Consider the following 22,753-nt stretch of genomic DNA (forward strand, 5'->3'; position numbering starts at 1 on the left):
CTTGGAGCGCTCGTCTATCACCTACGCCATGTCCACTACAACCCCGACTGTAGCCAATGTTGATCCGTTTGCACAGCAACGTGGGCTATTGAATCAAATGCGGAGTCTCCGAGCAACAGGTCGTGTGGTTCTGCAGTTCAAGCCCGACAGTGTTGGCGAAGCGTCGATTCCTGCGATCCCGCTTGAGGATGGAGATACGTTTCGTGTGCCCTCTAAGCCAATTATCGTTAGCGTAGTCGGTGCGGTGTACGGGCAGAATGTATTCCTTTACGACAGTAAGTATCATGTTCGTGATTACCTTCAGCTGGCTGGTAAACCTAACCGAATTGCGGACAAGAAAAATGCATTTATTATCCGCGCGGATGGTTCGGTATATAGCAACTATCAAAGCGGGGGGCTTTGGAGTGAGCACCTGGAATCGGTGTCCGTCTACCCTGGAGATACGGTGATTATGCCCGAAAAACCTATAAAACCCTCTGGCATGCGTGATCTCATTGACTGGGCACAGATATTCTCATCGTTTGGAGTGGCCGTTGCTGCAATTCAAGTCCTTAATTAAATGCGCAGGAAAGGTGTGAGGTGGCGGGAGAAGGACGATTGACCGAGCAGCAGAAAACATCACTTTCGTCAGGTTCTTGTCGATAGGGTATTGCAGCCTCAATTGTTACATTTCATATCGACCCGAACGAACTCTCCGTTTTGATAAAGTCGCTACTGCGAAGCAAGCTTTCTGCGAGAGCGCACATCTTTAGAGAACAGGAACATCAGAGTGACTCTCTTGCACGGATGCTTGCCCGATACGACGCGCAGTTCGGGAAATGACCGAAGCCATCATTCCGCGATCGCGAGTCAGTCTTCCAATCAGAAAGTTGATTGATAGCTGACTCGCGACCGGGTTGCTTCGCAAGACTGTTACTGACGAGTGGCTGTCCAGGGCTTTCCCTGATCGGTTGTGCCGCTCATCTTGTCACCATCGACCGTGCCGGTGAAGGAAAACTTCTTCATCATAGCTTTCACATCGATCGAGATCTGGTTTCCCTGCAGGTTGCCGGTCAGCTTCGCAGAACCCCGTGGAGCTTGAAAGGTGCCGCTAAGGCTTGATCCATCTTGTTTGATTTGCATCGAGCCTTCCTTAGAGTCTCCATCCTTGTTGGTCCAGGAAATTTGCCAATTGCCTGAAACGGTCGCTGCACTGTTACTTTGCGTAGTGTCTTGCGCAGCCACGTTTGAGACCGCAACACCAGTCGGCTGGGCATTTGCTTTCAATGCGCCACAGACATCTCCAACGGAGAGGAGCAGCGCACACATAACTACGGGAACAGATGAGAATAACTTCACAATAACCTCCATGACTTGATTGACCTACACCTGATCAGACGGACGGCAAGGGGGTGCCGATCTAGGAGTTTTGTCGGATTTTGTAGTGATTTAGGGGAAGCAATTCCAAGGGCTGATTGAGGCGCCGTCCATAAAGATCGACGTAAGGGAGCGCGCCGGAAGGGAGTTTCGGTCCCCAGGCGCGGCTCAACAGATAAACGCTCTCCATCACGTGCTACGAGCCTGACCGCTCTTTCCAGATCCTTCAAACGCCTGGTCAATGAGCTTCACAGCCTCTGGCGACTTCATCTCTTAAGCCGCTCGGCTCTGCTCAAGCACTGCTTCAATTTCAGTTCGAAGATTTTCGCTTACCTGTTTCGAGTCGATCCAGAATGGCGCGCTGACGCATTCGACATCGAGTTGCTCTGAGACAGGATCGTAGTTCCAATGCAATTTGATCCCGTTCTTAACTGCATCTCCGATTGGGCCTGTAATAGCGATGCCCATCCGCGATGCTTTCTTGCGCAAACGGCCAAAGATTGCATATGTGACACCGCGAAACGTCTGCCGTGGACTGCTTGATTTCTGCAACTTCTAACCCTCCGGGGAGTCTCATGGCTGACCGTTCGGCTCCGAGGCAAATTACTCCTGAGAGATAGACGAGTAATGAAGTGGATTCGGTTGGTCTTGGGCGAGGATTCGGATCGCAACACCTTCTGGAGCCGCCGCTGCGATCACGGCTGCAATACGACTAGAGCCCACGTTCGGGGCTCCCCGACAGTCATACGGGCGCTCACACGCCATGCTCAGAGAAACTCAGTTGATTGTTGCGGCCTGTTCGCGGGCCTTCGTGTCTTTAGCAAACTGTTTCAAGACCTTATCCGCCAGCTTCTTGGCATCGGCTGAGAGCGTTTGCTGCGTGTCTCTGGCCGCATGAACCACAAGTCCTATCGGGCCGATGGGTGGCAAAAGGTCTCCACCCTTCACCTGGATATCGAAAGTATCCATTGGAATCCAGCTGTCCTTCGTCCTGGATAAAACAACGATGTGAACTCCTAGATGGCTTGCGCCCACATTCATGCCGATTAGTCTGGTGGCGGCGTTGCCACTATTCACTCTTGTAATGCACCCAGTAATGACCGTGGCGCCAACGGGGATCGTTGCCGGATCGGGATTCACCAGGACGGTCATTTTCTTCGACAGTTTCTTCTGCATCTCGTCGGAGACCGCGTCAAGAATCTTTGGATCAACGTTCAGATTGGCAGGCGGAGGGGACGTGTTTGCTGATCCTCTATCACCGTCGGGTTGCGGACATGCCTGCGCAGAAAGAGCTGCGGGATCGGTCACGTGCTGCGATTGGACCGCAAACCGGAGCACAGCAGTTAGCTGCTGCGACTCCGGTTCCGGCGATCGACGAGCCGGCTGATCCTGAGCCCCAGCCGGCGACGGAGAAGATGCGTTGTTGTCCTGAACCGCGCTTTGTGCAGATGCACTGGAGGCGAGGTAACCATGCGCCTCGGCATGAGCGAAAGGAACAAAGTCGATGCTGGCGACGGCTGCCAGTAAGGTGTACACGAGAAGGAACCGTAAATGAACTTTCATTGAAAACTCCCAGGAGATATTCGATCTATATCTGCCTATTAAATGAGATGACATCCATACGAGTATGGACGTAGACTATTTTTAGATTGCCTTGATCTCCAAATGGATGCCGGACGACCGGGGTATTCAGAAGCTGACTGAAGGAAAGCCAGCACACTGCCACGGTTGACGATTATGGCAAACGAAATCAACACGAAAACGACTCTGTGGCAGCGCGCCATTCGCGAACTGAAGGCGTTTGTGCTCCTCACGGCGTATTTTTATGTGACCTTCGGTAGCGTAATCTTCATGAAGGCGGCCATCCTTCACACCCATGGCATCCACTACGTCGCTTGGGGAAGCGCTATCGTCAAAGCCGTTCTGATCGCCAAGTTCATGCTGGTAGGCAGAGCTTTGAAGATCGGCGAGGGGTACAAGGGCCAGCCGCTCATCTGGCCTACGTTGCACAAGGCATTCGGTTTCCTCTTACTGCTAGTGATCATGACGGCCATCGAGGAGGCCGTCGTCGGACTGTTCCACCACCGATCGATTTCTGCGATGGTGGGTGAACTTATCGGACCACGGCTGGGAGAATCGGTCGCCGAGATCGTCTTTCTTCTGCTTGTGCTCATTCCGTTCGTTGCCTTCAGCGTTCTTGCTGACGCGCTCGGAGAAGTTCGTTTGCAAAAGATGTTCTTTACTGAGCCTATGCCACTAGAGCAGAATTCGAGGTCCGAAAACACCACGGGAGTTTGACGTCAAAGAGTAGCGACCGGAGTTGCTCTGACCATTCTCCGTTAGCGCGCTGATTCCGGGAGAACCGAGTCAAAAAGGGTTCGAAGAAGGTGCTTCGTAGCTTCCTGATTATCCTGCAAGTAGGGGTCGAAGTTGCCTTCAACGGCCAGAGCACTCGGGATTCCTCGCAGCAGGAAGCTGGCGAGCTTGAATTCTTTTCTTCGTTTTGGGTCCCCACCATTAAGAAGTAGGGTCGCATCGTCGGTGAGCAACTTGAAGAAGGCCGACACTCGATCCTTGGAGACTGCGCTTCGCAGGGCAAACAACTTGAATTCCAACACCAGGATCGGCCAGTGCTCTTCTAACGCTAAGGTGACGAACAGATCTCGCGCGATCTCCCGCTGCTGCTTCGGAGACCGCCCCTCGATCGCCTTTTTGACCGACTGGACGCGCAGGCGCATCTTCCGTTCCATCAATGCGATGAAGAGATCTTCTTTGCTTTCGAAGTGGGCGTAAACCGCCCCCTTTGTACGTCCAATCGCTTCAGCGATGGTTTCGATGCGTGCCTTCTCGAAACCATCACGAACGAAGACCTTCTCAGCAGCGTCAAGCAGCTTTTGTAGAGTCTCCTCCGTCTTGAGTTGCTGTTGATTCTCGCCCTTATTTCTGGCTCTTGCCGCAGTTTTCATATGAATAACTTTACAGAACAACCATCTTAGCTTAGAAGACCGCCATATCGAGCCCCCACGTAGAGTTGCCTCCGTCCCAAGCTCCCGTTTGTCCTCGGCTCTGCCGGGAGACATTTCGTCACTTGTCAAAATGGTCGCTTTACAAAATGAATCCTCTGCTTCTAGTCTACATCCATACGAGTATGGATGTTCGCTCGATAGGAATTCTATGAAAAAGAACCTCCAACTCGATGCTTGCTTCTCCGCGATGCTCCTCGTTATGGCAGCTTCGGCTTACGGACAGCAGGCGAGCAGTGCGCTCCCAGCCGCTACGGCGACTCAAACTCCAATCGCTGCTCCCGCATCTGGCGGAGTAACCACGCAACAATCGGCCAAGCCCGGCGGTTCGACTGTCGATGTCATTACGCCATCGCTTCAGATCAATGCTCCCTATAGCGGGAGCATCCCTGACCGAAGCGCGGGCGAGGCAATCTCCCTATCCCTGACGGAGGCCATCCGTCGCGGGCTACGGTTCAATCTCGGAGAGACCAATAACGCAAACTCTGTGCGGCAGGCGCGCGCGCAACAGAGCGGCGCCTTCAGCGCGTTGCTTCCCAAGGCAAGCCTCAGTGTGAGCGAGAGCGCGGCAAAATCCAATCTCTCGTCTGAAGGGTTCAGCCCGGCCAACTTTCCAAGTTTTGCGACCACATTTCCTGCAACCGTCGGCCCCTATCACTACTACTCGCTACAGGGAAATCTTTCGGCGAGTGTCTTCAACTTGACGAGCTTATACAACTACCGTTCCGCGCAAGCCAGTGCTGAGGCAGCGTCGCTAAACGCCAAGGACGGCTCGGAAATGATTGTTCTTGCCGTGAGCGGCACCTACATGCAGGTGCTGGGCACCATCGCCGAAGTGCAAGCACAAACAGATCAGGTGCGCTATGCGCAGGCTTCCTACGACCAAGCCGCAGCTCAGGAAAAAGTCGGCACAAAGGCCGAGATCGATGCGAATCGCAGCCTCGTTCAGTTGCAGACCGAGCGGCAACGGTTGCTCTCCGAACGGAGTGACTTGAAAAAGCAGACGTTCGCTCTAGCCCGTCTTCTCGGTCTCCCCGTGAATACCAAGATCACGTTGAGCAGCACGTTGAACGACGACCCAACTATCGGTGTCGGCGAAGAGGAGGCAGTTCAACAGGCGCTTGCCAATCGGCAGGACCTAAAGGCTCTATCTGCTCAGGTACGCATGGCAGAAGCTACGGTCAAGGCCGCCCATTCGGAGCATCTTCCCACTGCTGCCATTCAAGGTTTCTACGGGATCCAAGGCGTCAATCCAGACCAGGGCCGCGGCGTATTTTCAGCATCCGCCAACGTCAGCATGCCCATCTTCGAGGGGGGACAGATTCGCGCCGATATCGAACAGGCGAAGGCGGCACTTGATCAACGCCAGGCAGACTTAGCAAATCAGCAAGGTGTCGTGGAGCTTCAGGTGCGGAGCGCCTACTCCGACCTTGAGGTGGCGACTACCCAAGTAGAGGTAGCGAAGAGCAATCGTGATCTTGCCCTAAAGACACTGAAGCAATCACAGGATCGTTTCGCCGCAGGTGCGACGGACACAGTGGAGGTTGTCCAGTCGCAACAGACGCTCGGTCAAGCGGCTCAGGACTTCGTCTCTGCCCTATACGCCGAGAACCTCGCTCGCATCAGTCTGGCCCGTGCTATGGGCGTGGCCGGCCAGCAAATTCCGACTCTTCTAAAGGATAAGTAACATGCCCGATTCTGATCAGGAACACGTCCGTCCGAACGAAACGCAGCACCAGATCGTTGACCCCTCCGGTGCGCCGGTCGGAACAGATGAACCACACGCGAAAAAAACGACGCACTTCGTCCTGATCGCCTTCGCCCTAGTGGCGCTACTCCTAGTCGCCTTCCTCTTTTATCTGCACGCCCTTCATTACGAAGATACCGACGACGCTCAGGTGGACACCCATCTTGCACCAATTGCCTCACGAGTGGATGGGACCGTTCGAGCCGTCTATGTCGAGGACAACACCTATGTGAAGGCGGGCCAGCCGCTCGTCGATCTTGACCCCGCCGATTCCGAAGTTGCGCTTCAACAGGCACAGGCTAAGTACGATCAAGCCCTCGCTCAGGAGCAGGCACAAAATCCGAATGTGCCGCTGACACAAATCAGCAATTCAACCAATATCAGCACGCAACAAGACGAGGTCGTAAATGCAAAAGCTGCGCTGGCATCGGCGGAACATGACTATGACAACGCCTCAGCAACACTCCGACAGGCAGAGGCGAATAGTGCTAAGTCCCAGGCTGACTTTGCTCGTTACAAGGCACTCTACGAGCAGCGGGAAGTCTCCCGATCGGATTACGACAACTATGCTGCCACCGCCGCTGCGCAAGCGGCTGCAGTTGAGGGTGATCGCGCTGCTCAGGCCTCGGCGGCCAAGACCGTTGAGCAACGCAAAGCTCAGGCCGGAGAACAGGAAAGCAAGCTCGCGCAGAACCAGCGCAATGCGCCGCATCAGTTGGCCATCCAAGAGGCCAACCTTCATTCGCAGGCAGCGAATGTTGAATCGCTGAAGGCGAATCTGCTCCAGGCCCAGCTCAACCTCAAGTATTGCCACATCACGGCACCGGTCTCGGGTTTCACCACGCAGCGCAGCGCCGAAATCGGAAGCAGGATCAGCATAGGACAGCAGTTATTGATGATCGCGCAGATCGACCTTTGGGTGACCGCCAACTTCAAAGAGACACAGCTCGCGCATATGCGTGTCGGCCAAAGAGTGGTGATTCGCGTCGACGCCCTCAAGCGCGATTTTAACGGAACCATTGAAAGCATGCCCACCATCACGGGCAGCCGGGCCAGCGTGCTCCCTCCCGAGAATGCTACCGGCAACTATGTCAAAGTCGTCCAGCGCCTGCCGACGCGCATCCGCTTCGATCAGGGGCAGTCGGGACTCGATCAACTCCGTGCCGGCATGTCCGTCGAGCCCAAAGTCCACCTGGAGTGATCTCGGTCAAAGCCTTGAGGGGTGAATGTTGAATAGCGAATCAAATCCGGTCGCAACGAGGCGCATCTTCAATCCGTGGCTGGTCGCCATCACGGTAACGCTCGCGACGTTCATGGAGATCCTCGATAGCTCCATCGCGAACATTGCGCTGCCGCACATTGCGGGCTCCCTGGGTGCAAGCACGGATGAAAGCACTTGGGTTCTAACGAGCTATCTCGTATCGAGTGCCATCGTCCTCCCGCTGAGTGGCTGGCTTACCACCATCATGGGGCGGAAGCGCTTTTACATGACCTGCGTCGCCATTTTCACGGCCAGCTCAGTTCTCTGTGGGCTTTCGGTCAGCCTACCGATGCTCATCATCAGCCGGATATTGCAGGGTGCAGGTGGCGGCGGTCTGCAAACAAGCGAGCAGGCGATCCTAGCCGACACCTTCTCCGAAAAGCAGCGCGGAATGGCCTTTGCGGTGTACGGTGTAGCAGTCATCGTCGCGCCCGCCATCGGCCCCACCGTGGGTGGTTGGATTACAGACAATTACAGTTGGCACTGGATCTTCTTCATCAACGCGCCGATAGGTCTGCTGTCGCTCTTTCTTACACACCATATTGTTCACGATCCGCCGTGGCTCAAACAGCTTAAAAAGAGCGGTATCACGACAGACTACGTCGGCATTGCCCTGATCGTGGTCGGCGTCGGCACCCTACAGTACGTCCTTGACAAAGGGACAGAGGCCGACTGGTTCTCTTCGTACATCATCTTCGGGTGTTCTGTAATCGCGGCCATCACTCTTGTCGCCCTTGTTATCCGCGAGTGGACGCACCGTGATCCGATCATGGATCTCACCCTCCTGAGGAAGCGAAACTTCGCCACCTCAATCATCTTCAGCTTCGCGCTCGGTGCAGTGATGAATGGGACGACAATTATGATCCCACAGTTCATGCAGGATGTGCTTGGCTACTCTGCGGAGCGAGCCGGCCTCGCGCTGATGCTGGGCGGCTTTACCCTCATGCTTCTGATGCCGCTGGCCGCTCTCCTCGGGGCTCATATGGACAGACGATACGTGTTGGGCGTCGGTTTCGCCGCCATGTCGTTCGGTCTGTACCATCTCACCTCGATTGATCTGGATGTCACCTTCGGGCAGCTAGAGATGCTCCGCGTCATTCAACTAGTGGGATTGCCCTTCATTTTCGTCAACATCACAACGCTGAATTACGTCGGCGTCCCACCCGAGAAGCACAATCAGGTCTCCGGCCTCAGCAACTTCTCACGAAATATCGGTGGTGCAGTCGGCGTATCCATCCTCAACACTTTTCAGTTTCGCCAGACGCAAATTCAGCGGACGAATATGAGCGCCCACACCAATAACGCCAATCCGTTCTTTGTACATCAACTGGCGGGTATCACAAGCAGCTTCAAGGCGATGGGTTTTCCGAGCACCCAGGCGTCTCAAAAAGCACTTGCTCAGATGTCACAAACACTCGACCAGCAAGCCAACGTCCTCAGCTATGTCAATGCATTTTGGCTTATGGCAGTTGCCATCGCCTGCCTGGTACCTCTGGTTTTCTTGCTGAAGAAGCCTAGCAAAGCGGACGAGGAGGGTGCTGCAAATGCTCACTAATGCCTCGACCGCGCTTGCCTGGAGTGCTTCCGTGGAGTTGGAAAATAGCAATTCGCGTTCGCCAATATCCTTAGTGCCCACTAAGACCGGACAGCATGTTCTCTTGATCGATGACGATCACGATATGGCGAAGGGGCTTGCCCGGTATCTCGCTCCCGAAGGCTATTTTCTTCACCTGGCATATACCGCAAAGACCGGGCTCAGCCGAATCAAGGAAGGCGGCCTCGTTTTGGTCATTCTCGAGGTCATGCTGCCAGACAGGGACGGGCTTAGTGTTTTAAACGAAATCAGAAGCAACAGCCACATACCGGTCATCGTTCTTACGGCTAGAGCGGCAGTGACGGACAAGGTAGCCGGTCTTGAGGCCGGAGCCGATGACTACATTCTCAAACCATTTACAGATACTGAACTTTTAGCAAGAATCCGGACGGTGCTGCGTCGCGGGCAGCCCCCATATTCCCTGAGCCTGTTCCTCTCCGTAGACGACTTGATCCTGGATTCAGGATCTCGGACGGTTGAGCGTGATGGTGAGCCAATCGAATGCACGACGGCGGAATTTAATGCGCTGCATATCCTTGTCTCCTGTCACGGCAAGGTCACTACAAGAGAACATCTCACGCAAGCTGCGCTTGGGCGTCCGGTCTCCCCGGGTGATCGTGGTGTTGACAATCTAATCAGTGTGTTGCGAAAGAAATTAGGTCCGAACCTGAACGGGCGAGACCGCTTCCGTTCTGTGCGAAGTACGGGTTACGTCTACGTGCGCACCATTCCGCCACATTCAAAGGAGTCGAAACCATGAAGTGCATTCGACGATCTCGTTCTGTTTCTGCGTGACCACAATCTGACGCTTCGGCGTCGCTTTTCCACGAACCCAAAACCGTTCCATCAAGGAGTAGCAAATATGAGACTTCACAAGGTCCTGTTGAGAGTATCGACCGCTCTCGTCCCGTTAGTATTCGGATGCGTTGTCTGGGCGCAGACCACGTCTCCATCCGATCCTCAAGGCCCGAACAGTCAGATGCTGCAACAGTTTGCTGCTCAAAATGCAGCCCAGTTGCATGCTTACCAATGGATCGAAACAACCTCAACGACTGTGCAAGGGCACGCGATGCCCGCGCAAAAGTTCATCTGTCGATTTGCCCCTGATGGAACTCTTACAAGAACACCTCTCGATCCGCAGCAGAACCCAGGCCAGCAGATGAAGGGCGGCCCTCTCATGAAGATGATGGAACAGAAAAAGATGGGAGAGATCAAAGATGAAATGACTCAAGTGCATCAAGTGGCTGCCCTGTATCTCCCGTTGAACCCTGAGAAATTCCAAGAGGCCATGCAAAACAATCAGGTCAACGTGGGACGGGGTGATCCAAGCGCCAATGCGATCAGCGTGAGTGATTATGCCAAGTCCGGTGACCAACTAACTCTTAATCTGAATCCCACCACACAGCAGATACAAAGCATTTCCGTAAAGACGTCCTTGGATACTCCAGACGATCCGCTCACCATCGCAATGCAATTTTCGAAGCTGGAGGATGGAACAGTGTACCCGAGCGTCACTACGATCCAGGCTCCCTCAAAAAAGATATCAATCACGACGCTAAGTTCAGACTTCTCCAAACCAGTTCAGTGAAATGGCCAGGGTGTTTCACAAGATGCACCTCGGTCCTGGCAAGCCAACCTAATCGGAGCCGCACAACGGCATCCCCAAGCTCTACACAAATCAAACTGTGTCGGGCATTCCGTTACATCGAGGCAATCATGAAATTATCTTCGCTTGTTCCCATCCTAACGTGCACCTTATTGACGGCTGCTCTTAGCTCAAACAGCTCGGGATACTCTCGCGCCGAGGAACCTGGACATATCGTGTCCAACTCGGCTCCTCAGAACCAAGTAAGTGAGAACAGAACAGCAGATTCCGCCGAGGAAGGGTCTGCAACTCAATCAGCAGGATCTTATCCCGATCCGCAAAATGTGGTGATATTCAAGTTTGGAGTTTTGTCGCCAACCAATTCCGAGGAAACCTCACTGTCGGCGAGAGCCTGCACAGCCGCGGCGAAGGCGACTGAGGCCTCGGCAGGCAAGGATAAACCTTCATCTGCCTTAGACGTCGATCCCAAGATTTTGTCTGGAATCATTGACGAACTTCAAAACAGGCTCTCTAAAAGAATGTCCGTGACGGTCGACTCTGGGCCTGAGGAGATCCTTGCGGGCTCACTCATTGTTACCGGATGTATCACAAGAATCGACACGGGCAATGCGACCAAGAGACTAATCGGAATGAATGTCGGGGCAAGTCGCATCGGAGCTCATGTGATTGTGCTTTCTAAAACGAACGCGGGACTTACGACCGTAGACAGTTTTGACATTCAGGTCAAGGGTGGAGACGCCCTCCCGCCATTAGGTCCAGTCGGGCTGGCAATCCATGCAGCAAGAGATCCTGGTCAAACTCTTTCGGCTGATGCCAAGAAGCTCGCAGATCAACTCTTGAAAAGACTTGCTAAGGACAAACTGTCCCACGAACCTCAGGCGTGACATGCCTCGATAGACGCCATCTACATGGGCCATTGACGTCCCCACAAATACCGAGGGCACCTTACCCCATCATGCAGAGGTGATGGTCAATGGCTACGACGGCCAGCGTAACTAAAGGAGACGAGATGAATGGAGAAATTCGGAAAAGCATTAGTATCATGCGCCTGCCATTGGTTATCGCCCTTGCGCCGTGCTCTCGTGCACGACTTGCAGAGGCTCCATCCTTGTTTCTCGAGGAAGGAGTTCAGTCGAATAAATATAGACCCTCCCAGATGGGAGCGGACAAAGGAAAGGAGTCTATAGTGGGAAACATTTGCCGAATGATCGGGATCTCCATTCTGACCTTTGGACTTGGTGTGGCAACTGCACCGGCCCAAGCAACAGGCGCCACCCAGGCTTATTACAGCTACAGTAACGAAGTCTATCTGGGTGGTAACTACATGAGAGCTGCAAGCGGGCCAACCCTTAACGATACTAATTTTGGTGGTTGGAACGTCAGCGCTACTCATTTCGTCACACCGTTTTTAGGCGTGACAGCGGACTTTCAAGGAGATTACGGTCACGCCCCCATCTCTCCGTCTGCGCAGTTAGCAAACAATCCATTCGTATACCAGCACTTGTTTTTCTTAGGTCCCCAAATCCGCTGGCACCGAAGTGAGCGGTTTTCTTCCAGCCTCCGCATTTTGGTAGGCGCTACCGACACAGTCTCTAATTCGGACACTGGACGAATTCCGCCCTCTACCTTTGGCCTGTATCCGAGTGCTACAACGCTTTCGTTGAAGCCTGGTGGCACCTTTGATCTAAACCTGTCGCCACGGGTCGCTCTGCGTCTTGCTCCGGGAGTATTACTGGAACGTCAAGGCGGCAGCTTCCAGCGGGACTTCAATGTTTCCACTGGTATCGTCTTCCGGATTGGAAGGAATAATTAGGTCAAGACTGCTTTTCACTTATGACGTCAGGAGGTAACTCTGCAATGCTCATTGTGCAGCCAAATCACGCAAGGAACACCACGTTAGTGGCGTCGGCAAGGTCAAGCCTCGATGATATCGATGCCGTTGTGAGAGAGCATCGGCCTGCTGTCCTCGGGTACGCAATGATGTCCCTGAGAGACCAGGATCTTGCAGACACCATTACGCAAGAGTGCTTTCTTCGTGCATTTCGAACCCGCGCTCGATTCCGGGGAGAGTGCAGTGTCCGAACATGGCTGATATCGATTGCCGCGAATTTGATTCGTGGTCATACCCGATCAAAGCGGTTTCGCTTCTGGAAAACGGTGAACGCAACCGCGATCGACATTTGTGATGTTCACGACCGCCTGGCAGGTCATCAGCAATCTCCTGAAGCCCAACTTTTGCTTCGTGAAGAAGTTGATCGCATCTGGACATCGGTCGGTAGTTTACCGCGACGACAGAGGGAGGTGTTCCTGATGCACTTTATCGCGGAGATGGAGCTCTCGGAGATCGCGTGTGTCAGTGGCGCGGCGCTGAGCACCGTGAAGAGCCAGCTTTACCGCGGCATCAAGTCTCTTCGGCGGGATCTGATGCGGCCTCGCGTGCGGTGAGGCTGTCACGGAGCGCTTGTGATTCTCGCGGATGTCTGACAATTTCCTACATAACTTCTACGAGAAGCGGGTCATTGTGAATGGGCCTTCCGATGCTGTTGAACAGCCTCCGAAGAATCAATCCCACTTATTGAAAGGATGGTTATGAAAACCTCACCGAGCATATATAGGTACTGTTCTGTATCCCAAACAACTGAGCGTGTGCGGCACTTCCTGCACAAACGCTCGATTGCTCGCTTTGTAGTTGAGTCGGCACGCGGTGCAGTAGCAGGCTCCCTCATTGTCTGCATGCTTTCGCAGAGTGCCGGAACTCTGAACGCACAGCAAGTGCCGGTCCCACCTCCACAAACGTTTCAGCTTAGCTTTGCCGAGTTGGATCAACTGGCCGCACCCGTAGCACTCTATCCCGATGCGTTGGTAGCACAGGTTCTTGCTGCCGCTACCTACGCGCCCCAAATCGACGAAGCCGAGGCGTTTGTCGAACTGAATGGCGACCTGCCTCCTCAAGAGTTGGCACGGCTGGTAGACACTCAGCCCTGGGACCCGGGCGTCAAGGCCCTCACGGCTTTCCCGTCTGTGCTGTCCAATTTGGACCGTAATATGCAATGGACAACGAGGCTCGGGGATGCCTACTACAACCAACCACAGGATGTGATGAACGCGATTCAAGAGATGCGTCAACGAGCATACGACGCAGGGACGCTGCGATCGTCCTCGGAACTAAGCGTGGGGTATCAGCCGGTAAATCCGGCGGTCGTCTACGTTCCCGTGTACAACCCTTGGGCCGTATACGGTGCGCCTGTCCCAGTCTATCCGACATACGCCGTCGTGCAGGGCCCACCGGCTGACGGTGTAGCTGTAGCCGCAGCCATCGGATTTACTGCTGGCTCCGCCGTAGCTGCCTTTTCCTCCTACGGTTGGGGTTGCGCGCATTGGGCCCCGAATTGGGTCAACCACACTGTTGTCTATGATCACGCTCCATATGTCTCGCACAGCGTCACTGTTGTGAATCATGGATACTACGGCGGATTTGACCATTCATCGGCGGCGGTTGCCTATAACCATCAGGCGTTCAATGGGCCGAACGGCATTTCCTCAAGAACAGTTGCCAGAACCGATGGACAGACCAATGTTCATGCCACCGGCCTGTACGGTAACTCCATGAGCCGTTCGACAAGCTACCACCTTGGCGGCAGTTCCACGACGGCAGCAAGTCCGAATGGACAATCCGCAACACATGCTGCGACCGGGCGCGGTACAGGCAATGTCACGGCGATCTCCACCGGTCCAAACGGCGGTTCGGCCACCCGAGCAAGTTCTTACTCTGCGGGCGGAAGCAGCACCACCGTTGCGGGCCCCAAGGGGCAAGCAGAGACAACCTCTGTCAGCGGCCACGGCACCGGACACGCAACGGTGACTCGCTCAGGCGCGCGCGGGAACGGTGCCAGAACAGTCCATATTCGGTGAGTGAATTCCGGTGTGCCGCTCTCTTCCTCGAGCGGCTCACTTCTATGGCTAGGCGCGCTCCACTTGAGGAAGCGTTCTCAGTAGCTTTCGAAATCACGGTCTAAGCAGGAGAGTGAAATGAAGAGAGCAAGCTTCACGATCAAACGATCGCATGACAAGATGCGAGAACTGCTCAGCGCTGCTGTTGGAACGGAGGATGTGCAGGCATTCTCAGCTTGGTCGCAATCCACCCTCGGAGGGTTCCAAAGAGCAAGGAGCAGTCGGCGATGGCTCCTTGTTGTCACTGTTTTCGCCTGGCTGTTGGCAACGCCCATCGGCTGCGGCGTGGGCAACAGCACAGGAAGTAACAATTCGGGTGGAGGAGGTCCGACGGGTCCAGCAAGTTTCGCGACGACGGTGGTTATCGGCGATTCTCTGAGTGCCGGCTTCCAGAACTATTCGCTCCTTGATTCGCAGCAGCCCAACGCTGGGAGAGTCTGGTTGGCACACAAGCGGGCTTCAGCCTCACGTTGCCTTTGATCGCGCCTCCGGGCGCTCCGGCCGTCTTGCAATTGGTAAGCGTTGGCCCCCCGGTTGTTATCCAGCAAGCTTCGGGCGTAACAACCGGGCGCGACGACCATACTGTCCAGCCCACCGATCTCGCGGTCCCCGGACATTTACTGAACGATCTCATCAACACGACGCCGGCCAATGTGCCCACTACGCAAGAAGAACTGATCACGAACATGGTCCTAGGCTACCCGGTTGGCAATGACAAGAGTCAGATGAACGAGGCCATCCAGTTGAATCCAACTGCACTCTTTCTCTGGATCGGCAACAACGATGCACTGCAAGCAGATGACAGTGGGACACCCAGCTCCATGACTTCTCTCGTCACGTTCACCCAGCAGTTTCAAGAGCTGCTCAACACGCTTCACGCGCAGACCAAAGCTACGCTCATAGTCGCAAACATTCCGGACGTTACAACGATTCCGTATCTCACGCCTGCAGCAACCATCCTTGCGCAAGCAGCGACAGAGACTGGGCTAACGCAAGTGCAGATGGCTACCGCGCTAGGTATTCAGACTGGCGATCTCATCAATGCGAGCGGACAAACTCAGGTCCAAAACGCCATCATCGCCATACAACAGGGAGAGACGCCGATTCCACTGACGGATGCCGGCTTCCTCGACCCTACCGAAATCGATGCAGTGCAGTCCACAATCGGCCAATATAACGCTGCCATCGCTCAGCAAGTCTCCGCCGTCGGAGGAGTGCTCGTCGATATTCACTCATTTTTTCAAAATCTGGCAGCGAATGGCATCACCATCAATAACTATAAAGCGACGGCAACGTTTCTCGGTGGCATATTCAGTCTTGATGGAATGCATCCTACCAACACGGGCTACGCCCTGATCGCGAATGAGTTCATCGACACGATGAACTCCAGTCTGAAGACCACTTTAGCGGATGTAAATGTTCCAGCGATCGCTGCCGTGGATCCTCTCTTCGGCTCCAACATCGAGCCTACAAAAGCCGCGACCCTCATCCCTCTGAGTGCAGCTCGCCAGGTAGATCTGCTCATCACTCCGCAAAAGAATGTGGGTAGCGCCGATCTTCCCGTGCCGTAGAACTTTATCGGTGCCGCACAACCACATCGCTCTTAATCAACACGGAGGCCCGATATAAGAAGAGCCTCCAAATTTTGAAGCTCGAGGATCAAACAATGAGGACTTATCAACTCTTGACCTACCATCTGCGAACACCCAAAGCCGCCAAAGCCTATGGACAAATTTTGGCCGATCACATGGAAGGTCTTCGTTTCTATGGCATCGAGACACATGGTGTCTATGCATCTCCTTCTCAGCACAATGCATTAATTGCTCTCGTGAGCTATTCCAGCGAGGTCACGCCAGAAATCACAGTGACGGAGTATCTGGACGGCGCAAAGTTGTGGGCGCAAAGGGCTGGCTTTGATTTGAATCAAATCATTCGTGCAGATGTCATGTTGCTGAATCCGTTTTCTCTGTCTCTTGTGCATTGAACCGAGCAGTACAAACACAGATATGGACGTTCTAGTGAAAGATAGCTGAAATGCAAGGAGCAAGCTTGAACAAAAAAAGACCAGCCACCGAATACGATAGAGAACAAACCTTGGGAAAGCATCCATACATCTCCGAAGTGTGAGTCCATCGTCAATTTGAAAGAAGCTGACCTGCGGTCGCTGCGTTGTGTCACATCGCATCGGTAAATTCAGGAGATGCACGAATCTCGGTAACATGCCGCCAGCCGACCTGATTCGCCACATGCGCGATCAGGTCGATGGATCGCTTGCACTCCTCTGTCACATCCTGCAATGGGACGCCGCCCGAGCCACGCATAGCAAGTTGCGCGAGACGTCGCAGAGCATCACCGGCGCTGTTGGCGTGGATGGTAGAAAGCGACCCGCGATGGCCGGTGTTGAGGGCGTCGAGGAACACACGCGCCTCCGGGCCACGAATCTCGCCTAGAATAATTCGGTCTGGCCTATGGCGAAGTGCGGCTTTCAACAAGTCGCTGAACCCGATCTGGCTCTTGTGGGTGTCGAGTTGCGCTTCGGCAGAGATGACGTGCGGCTTCTGTATATAGAGTTCGGCGACGTCTTCGAGGATGAGGATACGATCGCTGTCGGGGATAAACCCAGCGATGACATTGGTCAAAGTCGTTTTGCCCGCGCCTGTTCCACCTGAAATCAACAGGTTGTCGCCGCGACGAATCGCATCCGTTAGCTGTTGTCCCTGCTCGACAGTTAGCATTCTTCGTTTGACCAGATCGTTCATCGTGAAGTCACGCGAGGTGAACTTGCGGATGGTCATTAGAGGCTGGGGATTGACTACAGGTGGGATGAGCGCCGCCATGCGGCTGCCGTCGGGCAGGCGCAGGTTGAGGATGGGAGAGTCGGCATCGAGCTTCTTGCCGAAGCGATTTGCGATCACTTCAAGGCTCGTTAGTAAGGCTCCCTCTTCAAACCGGATCTCGGCCACCAACTCAATACGACCCTTCTCTTCCATCCAGACAGATCCATCGGGATTCACCATGATCTCGGAGACAGTGCGGCTGGCCAACAGGTGCTCGATGGGCTTGAGGAACGGAATGATGACTTCAAAACTCATTGGGATACTCTCCTCGGATCAAACTCGATCTGCTCCTGATCGAACCAGTTCATGGTGATGGGGAGAAAGTCGGGTTTGAGGTAGCAGTAGGTAGGCAGCTGCGGGCTAATGCCGTCGAAGGCGGCAACGACAGCTTGAGCGTTCTTCAGATCGAAGAAGACCTTCTCCTCGAAGAGCGGTTCCTTATGTTTCTGGTATTGTTTTGCCGCGGCAACCGAACCTTTACTTGACGATGTCCGGCCCGAGAGCCAGCCCACGTTGGCGTTGGTTGAGGTCTCGGAGACGGTGTAGCTGATGCGGGTTCTATCCTCTTTCCCACATAGTTCCGAAGCGTACCGTGCGGTCTCTGGGTCGGAGGTTGTCAAAAAGACCTTAGTGCGGAACGCCTGCAGCAGGGTCTTGACACCTTCGTTGGGCAGAGCATCCTTCAGGCTCGCGACTGATTGTGTGGCGACTATGGGGATGCACCGGGGCTGCCGGGAGAGTGACAGGAAGCGTTCATCCCCGGTCGGGTTGTCGCCGCCAACGGTGGCGAAGTTCTGGTACTCATCGCAGATAAAGACCGAGGGCCGGTAGTGCCGCTCCGGTTCGGCATCCATCCTGGGAATTCTCAATAGCATGGCCCGCTGATAGTCGATCTTCATCATGGTGCCGATGGTTTTGGCGAGTGCCGGATTGAGTGCCACGGGAAAGTTCAGGCCCACAACTGCTCCGGATTCGATCAGCTCCTCGAAGGGCGGCATAATGATTCCTTTTGGATCGGAGGTGCATGGCCTTCCGTCGTAGAGCTCCTTCGATGGACAGAAGACGCGGCGCACATCGGGATCGGTCTCGAATAGGGATAGGAAGACGGCGATGCCCTGAACGATCGAAGTTTTCACCTCAGAGCGGAAGAACTTCCAGTGCTCCCAATACCAGTATTGGACACTGAGGAAGCGTTCGCGCTGCGCAGGATCGGATGGCTTGCGGCTGTAGACGAAGAACTCGGAGGATTTCTGTTGGGTCAGAAGAGTCTCCAGCGTCTCTGTCCATGCGGTCATGTAAAATCCGGCATCCTTATTCCACGCAAAGCCCAGTGGAGACAGAAGACTCTCATTTTCACGGTACTCGTCTTTGCCGATGCCGATGTAGCTGGTGGAGCTGAAGCGAGACCCAACCTCGGTCAGCATCTCTTCGAGCTTGCCGGCGCTGATGACGGTGCGGAAAAGATCGACGAGCGTCAGGTATCCGTCACGGATGCGATGGAGCATGATGACGTACCGTACAAGGTCGGTGTAGGACTGCTGCCAGAATGGCTCCTTGCCCTTACCCCAGATCGACGTGATGATGGAGGCGATATTGAACGCTTGCGCGTAGGCATCAAGTGAGTTGTTGAGTGGGTTGTAACGGACGTCGCCATCGAGTGAGACTTCGACATAGTCCTGTTCGCGCCCGCACCATTTCAGGATGCGCTGGAGTTGCCGGCAGAGATCGCCTTTGACCTCGAGGACAATTCCGGACAGTTTCCTATCAGGATCGTCTGCTTTGTACGCGAACAGCTGACGCATCGCCGGCAGGATTAGTCCATAGGTCTTGCCACTTCCAACAGATCCGAACGAAGCGATACCGGTAAAGAGACCGCGCTCCGGGATCGAGAGCCATGCGGGAAAGGCACTCGGTGTGGGAAGAAGCTGGCTATGTACTTCACCAATAATCAGAGACAGTGCCGTCCGTGTGCGCGGATCGGGATATGGAGGCAACGCGCCAGCGGCCAACTCCAGTTCACTCTTATAGAGATGAACGTACATCAGCGAGAAGATCATCGAGAGGACGACGAATGGGGTGGAGTAGAGAAAGAAGTCATAGCCCCAGATGACGCCATAAAAGATTGGAGACCGCTCCAATTCAATCAGACGCAGAAGCGGATTCGCGGCGTTGATCGGAATCAGGCTATTGAGGACAATGCCGCAGGCCGCGCTCAGTCCGATTGAGAGCACAATGCGGTGCGCGACCAGAGGACGGATGATTCTTTGCAGACGTGGAGAGGATCGCATAGAGATTGCCTCCTGTTAAGCGTGAGCAGCTGTGCTGGATGTAGTTGGGTCCGACTTCGAGACAGAGTCCGCTATTGGTTTGACCGGGATTGATGCAGGTTTCGCATGGCTGGCAGACCGGCCGGCACTTGCCGCGACGCTGGCCTTGTACTTCAGGTAGTCCTCTTCCTGCGCGATCGCGAAGCGCAGTAGCTCATTTACGACATACTGGGTCTCGTTGTTCGACCAATCGGCCATCAGCTCTATGTCGTCGGCAATGGTCTGGTCGATGGAGGATTGCAGCTTGGCGCGGCGCACCTTACTGATGCCGTGCGCGAGTTTGAGTTTGTTCATGGTTATCTTCCTTTCGTGAAGTTGTGTGTCTGTCCCCGATCAACTGGGTATCGGCGACACATGCTGAGTTGATTTACTTCTTATCCGGAGCAGATCAGGAAAAATGTCTGTGCCGGATGTCTTCTGGATCGAACAGTGCCGAGGGGGGAGCGACCAGCGCGGCGTTAGCCGTCGCGTCAAGGGCAACGCCCTGGGGTCGCTCCCCCCTCGACACATACTTTCCTTCACTTATCACCTCCTCTAAGTGGTTGTTTTCGAATAGCTTCCAGCTCGAACAGCAGTCGCCGACTAGACCCATCGCTAGACCCGAGATCCGACACATTCGCGCGTTCTCTGCGGAAGTGATGGAGAGGGTAGCGATACGGCAGGAGGACCGTCGTGAACGTCGCGCGCGGCCCTTGCTGCTGAAACCGTTGCCGAATGCGTTCGACGCTGGCGCTTCCGATCTGCCAGGCCGACACGAGTGCCTGGTGTTCCAACGTCGTGTACATCGATTCGCCTTCATGGAGAACGGCAAGATCGCGCAGAGTAAGCGATGGCTTCTGCGCGTCGGCGTGTGCTCTCGCACAGAGATATTCGAGAAAGTGATCGACACCGCGAGGCGTCATCGTTGTGACGCCCAATGCCTTTGCCTCGGGAAACCGAGAGGCAAAGATCCTGCTCATGTGCTCGAAGTTCTGGGTGGAGTCCGACAGGTACAGCAACTCGAAGCCGGAGAGCGCGGCGAAGACAGCGCGATACCGGAGCAGGAAGTTCTCGAATCCGCTGGGCGAGAGGACACCCTCATCGAAGAATGTGAACAGAACATCTTGTTGCTGCGATACAAGGATGGGGAGTTCTTCGGCAAAGGCCACTCCACGGGACTGCGGGAAGAGCGATTCAGGCAGACCGAAGGACTGAGTGAAATAGTGGACCTTCGATTCGCCCGTATCGAGGATTACATCGTCGAGATGGTCGAGGACGAAGTCGAGCACCATGAGGCGAGACTTGATGTGAGCATCCCCCTTAAGACGGCGATGATGCGAAGCAGCGAGCCCGACAGCGGTGTACACATCGACCGAAGTGAGATGGTAGACAAAGCGAGCCTGCCCGCAGGCGATGCTTTGAAGATGACCGAGCATCCTGGCCCGGCGGAGAAACTGTTCGGCGAGCGCCCCGCGCCCGCGCCGAATAAATCGAAGGTACTGACGCCGCAGGAAATAGCCGGAGTGAAGGGCCACCGTGTACAGGAATACGGCCTCGCGTTCCGTGTACCCCACGGACTGCAACACCGGAATGGGATCGTAGTCGAGGGTCATAGGTCGAGAATGTCCCGCATCATGTCGTGGTCGTCTTCGATCTTGGCGGTGATGCTGGAGCGGTCGGCACTGGTGGCATAGTTGCGAAAACCAGCTTGTGCTTTCGAGCGCAGATGACCGCGCCGGTAGGCGGCGGTCAGCACTTCGATGTCCTCGTGGCCACCGGTACGGGAACCCTGGTCTGGGTCCTGAGCCACACCCTGGCCATCATCTGCTTTGCAGTCGAACTCAATTCGGGCGTCGGGAATCTGAATCTTCCCGTTGACGAAGGGCAACTCCTGTTTCTTCGCGACCTCCTGCTTTATGTCGGCCATGTCACGTTTGGGGTCGGATTTCTGTGCGCGGTAGATGTCCTTCTGCACATCGGCTTTGATCTCGAAATCGAGCTTGACGCGCTGGTTGCTGCCACCCTCGCTCTCGATGCGCCTAGAGGCATCGCCGTAGGCGCGATAGATAAGCGAGTCGTGTTCCATCTCGCGCGGTTTGACGAAGCCGTAGTAGACGGTCTGATCTTTGGGAACCTCGCCACTCTTGAGGAGCCACGCGCGACCGCCTTTGGTCAGCGTGGCGACCTCTACGCGTTCGATCTGACGGCGTGTTCCGTCACGGCGGAGATTAATATGCCGGGTGTCGACCAGCCCCTTGGAGCGAAGATAACGGATGTCTTCATCAAGCTTCCGGCCTTTGCCGTCGTAGATTGTTTTGGCCAGATCCCTGGTGCGGACGACACGGAAGCGACCAAGCTCCAGCATCGCTCTACGCTCCTCGGGCCTAAGCCGCATGCCGATGGTCTGTGACGGAATAGTATTGCGTTGCGCACGCCGGTTATCGGTGGATTCACGCGGATCTTTCGCGCTGCGCGGACGAGCTTCGCGCTCCGGGCGTTTTGGCTGAGAATTCGACCGGCGCGGGGGCGCATGATTGAGGCGGTTCTGGTCAGCACGTTCTTTCAGCGATTGGAGGTGTTGCTGGATGGGATGGGACTCCTGTTGCCGCGACACCTCCGGCTTCGGAGTATTGGGCGTAACCCCAAGCGGGCGTGGAAGGTCCCGGGGGATATCAATCCTCATTCATCCTCCCCGTCGTCGCCCTGCTCCAGCGGAGCGGGCGAAAACTCGATCGCCGTCTGATCGTCGGATGCTTTGGCTGTCTTCTTCTTTGCGCGGGTACCTGCAGATGCAGCGGAGGTTGATATCTCCGCTGGCATTTCTGTCTTTGGCTTCTGGCCGACGACACGACGCATGTCGTAGTCGGCTACGGAAGTGAACCGGTTCATCTCCTTCTCGGCAACTTCGCGGAGCTTACGGATTTTGGCGATAAGGTCGGGGGTGCGATCCAGGGGCGAGTCATCGATCTGCATGGCTATAACGGTTCCTCCTCGTCGCTGAAGTGCGACAGAATCTCGGCAGACAATTCGCTTTTGCCGGTGTGGATCTCCTGATCGAAGTGCTTGAGCTTC

23 protein-coding genes and 1 pseudogene are annotated in these 22,753 nt (G+C 55.0%); 14 read left to right on the plus strand and 10 right to left on the minus strand.

What is annotated here, in order from left to right; all coding sequences use genetic code 11:
• Window positions 1-559 (plus strand): annotated as a pseudogene (locus GSQ91_RS14595) (capsule biosynthesis GfcC family protein); the annotation flags it as partial.
• Window positions 560-912: 353 nt separating this feature from the next.
• Here GSQ91_RS14595 and GSQ91_RS14600 read toward each other — a convergent pair.
• From GSQ91_RS14600 to GSQ91_RS14610, 3 genes are all read right to left on the minus strand, one after another.
• A complete protein-coding gene (locus GSQ91_RS14600; RefSeq protein ID WP_158822500.1) occupies window positions 913-1,122 on the minus strand; it encodes a hypothetical protein in 210 nt (69 codons plus the stop codon).
• A gap of 507 nt (window positions 1,123-1,629) precedes the next feature.
• Entirely contained in the window at window positions 1,630-1,908 is a 279-nt protein-coding gene (locus tag GSQ91_RS14605; RefSeq protein ID WP_158822501.1) for a hypothetical protein, read from the minus strand.
• Window positions 1,909-2,133: 225 nt separating this feature from the next.
• Entirely contained in the window at window positions 2,134-2,919 is a 786-nt protein-coding gene (locus tag GSQ91_RS14610; protein ID WP_158822502.1) for a DUF4410 domain-containing protein, read from the minus strand.
• A 174-nt stretch (window positions 2,920-3,093) separates the two neighbouring features.
• Here GSQ91_RS14610 and GSQ91_RS14615 point away from each other — a divergent pair, with 174 nt between their 5' ends.
• The gene (locus tag GSQ91_RS14615) at window positions 3,094-3,654 is read left to right on the plus strand and encodes a hypothetical protein (protein ID WP_158822503.1); all 561 of its coding nucleotides are present in this window, start codon (window positions 3,094-3,096) and stop codon (window positions 3,652-3,654) included.
• Between the two features lie 41 nt (window positions 3,655-3,695).
• Here GSQ91_RS14615 and GSQ91_RS14620 read toward each other — a convergent pair whose 3' ends face one another.
• Window positions 3,696-4,451: a TetR/AcrR family transcriptional regulator gene (locus GSQ91_RS14620; RefSeq protein ID WP_158822504.1), complete on the minus strand. Its 756-nt coding sequence runs from the start codon at window positions 4,449-4,451 to the stop codon at window positions 3,696-3,698.
• A gap of 79 nt (window positions 4,452-4,530) precedes the next feature.
• Here GSQ91_RS14620 and GSQ91_RS14625 point away from each other — a divergent pair, with 79 nt between their 5' ends.
• From GSQ91_RS14625 to GSQ91_RS14680, 12 genes are all read left to right on the plus strand, one after another.
• Complete coding sequence (locus GSQ91_RS14625; protein ID WP_158822505.1) at window positions 4,531-6,066, plus strand: TolC family protein; 1,536 nt, start codon at window positions 4,531-4,533, stop codon at window positions 6,064-6,066.
• Window position 6,067: 1 nt separating this feature from the next.
• Window positions 6,068-7,327 carry an HlyD family secretion protein gene (locus GSQ91_RS14630; RefSeq protein ID WP_158822506.1) on the plus strand — a complete coding sequence of 420 codons (1,260 nt, stop codon included), beginning with the start codon at window positions 6,068-6,070 and terminating at the stop codon, window positions 7,325-7,327.
• A gap of 25 nt (window positions 7,328-7,352) precedes the next feature.
• On the plus strand, window positions 7,353-8,942 hold the full coding sequence (locus GSQ91_RS14635) for a DHA2 family efflux MFS transporter permease subunit (RefSeq protein WP_158822507.1): 1,590 nt from the start codon (window positions 7,353-7,355) through the stop codon (window positions 8,940-8,942).
• On the plus strand, window positions 8,932-9,741 hold the full coding sequence (locus tag GSQ91_RS14640; RefSeq protein WP_158822508.1) for a response regulator transcription factor: 810 nt from the start codon (window positions 8,932-8,934) through the stop codon (window positions 9,739-9,741). The genes GSQ91_RS14635 and GSQ91_RS14640 overlap by 11 nt, the downstream gene beginning before the upstream one ends.
• A 219-nt stretch (window positions 9,742-9,960) precedes the next feature.
• Window positions 9,961-10,569 (plus strand): hypothetical protein, encoded by a 609-nt coding sequence (locus GSQ91_RS14645; RefSeq protein WP_158822509.1) that lies wholly within the window; start codon window positions 9,961-9,963, stop codon window positions 10,567-10,569.
• Window positions 10,570-10,802: 233 nt separating this feature from the next.
• Window positions 10,803-11,471, plus strand: a complete 669-nt coding sequence (locus GSQ91_RS14650) for a DUF4410 domain-containing protein (RefSeq protein ID WP_158822510.1) — start codon at window positions 10,803-10,805, stop codon at window positions 11,469-11,471.
• 320 nt (window positions 11,472-11,791) lie between these two features.
• Complete coding sequence (locus GSQ91_RS14655) at window positions 11,792-12,400, plus strand: hypothetical protein (protein ID WP_158822511.1); 609 nt, start codon at window positions 11,792-11,794, stop codon at window positions 12,398-12,400.
• Window positions 12,401-12,444: 44 nt separating this feature from the next.
• A complete protein-coding gene (locus tag GSQ91_RS14660) occupies window positions 12,445-13,032 on the plus strand; it encodes a sigma-70 family RNA polymerase sigma factor (RefSeq protein ID WP_158822512.1) in 588 nt (195 codons plus the stop codon).
• Between the two features lie 288 nt (window positions 13,033-13,320).
• Window positions 13,321-14,499, plus strand: coding sequence for a DUF3300 domain-containing protein (locus GSQ91_RS14665; RefSeq protein ID WP_158822513.1), 1,179 nt, complete (start codon window positions 13,321-13,323; stop codon window positions 14,497-14,499).
• A gap of 117 nt (window positions 14,500-14,616) precedes the next feature.
• Complete coding sequence (locus GSQ91_RS14670; protein WP_158822514.1) at window positions 14,617-15,018, plus strand: hypothetical protein; 402 nt, start codon at window positions 14,617-14,619, stop codon at window positions 15,016-15,018.
• Window positions 15,009-16,109 (plus strand): SGNH/GDSL hydrolase family protein, encoded by a 1,101-nt coding sequence (locus GSQ91_RS14675; RefSeq protein WP_158822515.1) that lies wholly within the window; start codon window positions 15,009-15,011, stop codon window positions 16,107-16,109. The genes GSQ91_RS14670 and GSQ91_RS14675 overlap by 10 nt, the downstream gene beginning before the upstream one ends.
• A gap of 95 nt (window positions 16,110-16,204) precedes the next feature.
• The gene (locus tag GSQ91_RS14680) at window positions 16,205-16,522 is read left to right on the plus strand and encodes an NIPSNAP family protein (RefSeq protein WP_158822516.1); all 318 of its coding nucleotides are present in this window, start codon (window positions 16,205-16,207) and stop codon (window positions 16,520-16,522) included.
• Window positions 16,523-16,712: 190 nt separating this feature from the next.
• On the opposite strand, the gene GSQ91_RS14685 is transcribed toward GSQ91_RS14680, so the two are convergent.
• From GSQ91_RS14685 to GSQ91_RS14710, 6 genes are all read right to left on the minus strand, one after another.
• On the minus strand, window positions 16,713-17,630 hold the full coding sequence (locus GSQ91_RS14685) for a CpaF family protein (protein WP_158822517.1): 918 nt from the start codon (window positions 17,628-17,630) through the stop codon (window positions 16,713-16,715).
• Window positions 17,627-19,663 (minus strand): type IV secretory system conjugative DNA transfer family protein, encoded by a 2,037-nt coding sequence (locus tag GSQ91_RS14690; protein WP_158822518.1) that lies wholly within the window; start codon window positions 19,661-19,663, stop codon window positions 17,627-17,629. Before GSQ91_RS14690 ends, GSQ91_RS14685 begins: the two co-directional genes overlap by 4 nt.
• Before the next feature lie 15 nt (window positions 19,664-19,678).
• Window positions 19,679-19,996: a hypothetical protein gene (locus GSQ91_RS14695; RefSeq protein ID WP_158822519.1), complete on the minus strand. Its 318-nt coding sequence runs from the start codon at window positions 19,994-19,996 to the stop codon at window positions 19,679-19,681.
• Between the two features lie 224 nt (window positions 19,997-20,220).
• The gene (locus tag GSQ91_RS14700) at window positions 20,221-21,294 is read right to left on the minus strand and encodes a hypothetical protein (RefSeq protein ID WP_158822520.1); all 1,074 of its coding nucleotides are present in this window, start codon (window positions 21,292-21,294) and stop codon (window positions 20,221-20,223) included.
• The gene (locus GSQ91_RS14705; protein WP_158822521.1) at window positions 21,291-22,364 is read right to left on the minus strand and encodes a hypothetical protein; all 1,074 of its coding nucleotides are present in this window, start codon (window positions 22,362-22,364) and stop codon (window positions 21,291-21,293) included. The genes GSQ91_RS14700 and GSQ91_RS14705 overlap by 4 nt, the downstream gene beginning before the upstream one ends.
• Entirely contained in the window at window positions 22,361-22,654 is a 294-nt protein-coding gene (locus GSQ91_RS14710) for a hypothetical protein (RefSeq protein ID WP_158822522.1), read from the minus strand. Before GSQ91_RS14710 ends, GSQ91_RS14705 begins: the two co-directional genes overlap by 4 nt.
• Between the last annotated feature and the right edge of the window lie 99 nt (window positions 22,655-22,753).

Origin of the sequence: Granulicella sp. S156 (assembly GCF_009766105.1) — a bacterium.
Classification (GTDB): Bacteria; Acidobacteriota; Terriglobia; order Terriglobales; family Acidobacteriaceae; genus Granulicella.

Coding starts and splice junctions, on each gene's coding strand:
- GSQ91_RS14600 (WP_158822500.1), bottom strand. CDS start 1,122: ATGCAAATCAAACAAGATGGATCAAGCCTTAGCGGCACCTTTCAAGCT.
- GSQ91_RS14610 (WP_158822502.1), bottom strand. CDS start 2,919: ATGAAAGTTCATTTACGGTTCCTTCTCGTGTACACCTTACTGGCAGCC.
- GSQ91_RS14615 (WP_158822503.1), top strand. CDS start 3,094: ATGGCAAACGAAATCAACACGAAAACGACTCTGTGGCAGCGCGCCATT.
- GSQ91_RS14625 (WP_158822505.1), top strand. CDS start 4,531: ATGAAAAAGAACCTCCAACTCGATGCTTGCTTCTCCGCGATGCTCCTC.
- GSQ91_RS14630 (WP_158822506.1), top strand. CDS start 6,068: ATGCCCGATTCTGATCAGGAACACGTCCGTCCGAACGAAACGCAGCAC.
- GSQ91_RS14635 (WP_158822507.1), top strand. CDS start 7,353: ATGTTGAATAGCGAATCAAATCCGGTCGCAACGAGGCGCATCTTCAAT.
- GSQ91_RS14640 (WP_158822508.1), top strand. CDS start 8,932: ATGCTCACTAATGCCTCGACCGCGCTTGCCTGGAGTGCTTCCGTGGAG.
- GSQ91_RS14645 (WP_158822509.1), top strand. CDS start 9,961: ATGCTGCAACAGTTTGCTGCTCAAAATGCAGCCCAGTTGCATGCTTAC.
- GSQ91_RS14655 (WP_158822511.1), top strand. CDS start 11,792: ATGATCGGGATCTCCATTCTGACCTTTGGACTTGGTGTGGCAACTGCA.
- GSQ91_RS14660 (WP_158822512.1), top strand. CDS start 12,445: ATGCTCATTGTGCAGCCAAATCACGCAAGGAACACCACGTTAGTGGCG.
- GSQ91_RS14665 (WP_158822513.1), top strand. CDS start 13,321: ATGCTTTCGCAGAGTGCCGGAACTCTGAACGCACAGCAAGTGCCGGTC.
- GSQ91_RS14670 (WP_158822514.1), top strand. CDS start 14,617: ATGAAGAGAGCAAGCTTCACGATCAAACGATCGCATGACAAGATGCGA.
- GSQ91_RS14680 (WP_158822516.1), top strand. CDS start 16,205: ATGAGGACTTATCAACTCTTGACCTACCATCTGCGAACACCCAAAGCC.
- GSQ91_RS14685 (WP_158822517.1), bottom strand. CDS start 17,630: ATGAGTTTTGAAGTCATCATTCCGTTCCTCAAGCCCATCGAGCACCTG.
- GSQ91_RS14690 (WP_158822518.1), bottom strand. CDS start 19,663: ATGCGATCCTCTCCACGTCTGCAAAGAATCATCCGTCCTCTGGTCGCG.
- GSQ91_RS14695 (WP_158822519.1), bottom strand. CDS start 19,996: ATGAACAAACTCAAACTCGCGCACGGCATCAGTAAGGTGCGCCGCGCC.
- GSQ91_RS14700 (WP_158822520.1), bottom strand. CDS start 21,294: ATGACCCTCGACTACGATCCCATTCCGGTGTTGCAGTCCGTGGGGTAC.
- GSQ91_RS14705 (WP_158822521.1), bottom strand. CDS start 22,364: ATGAGGATTGATATCCCCCGGGACCTTCCACGCCCGCTTGGGGTTACG.
- GSQ91_RS14710 (WP_158822522.1), bottom strand. CDS start 22,654: ATGCAGATCGATGACTCGCCCCTGGATCGCACCCCCGACCTTATCGCC.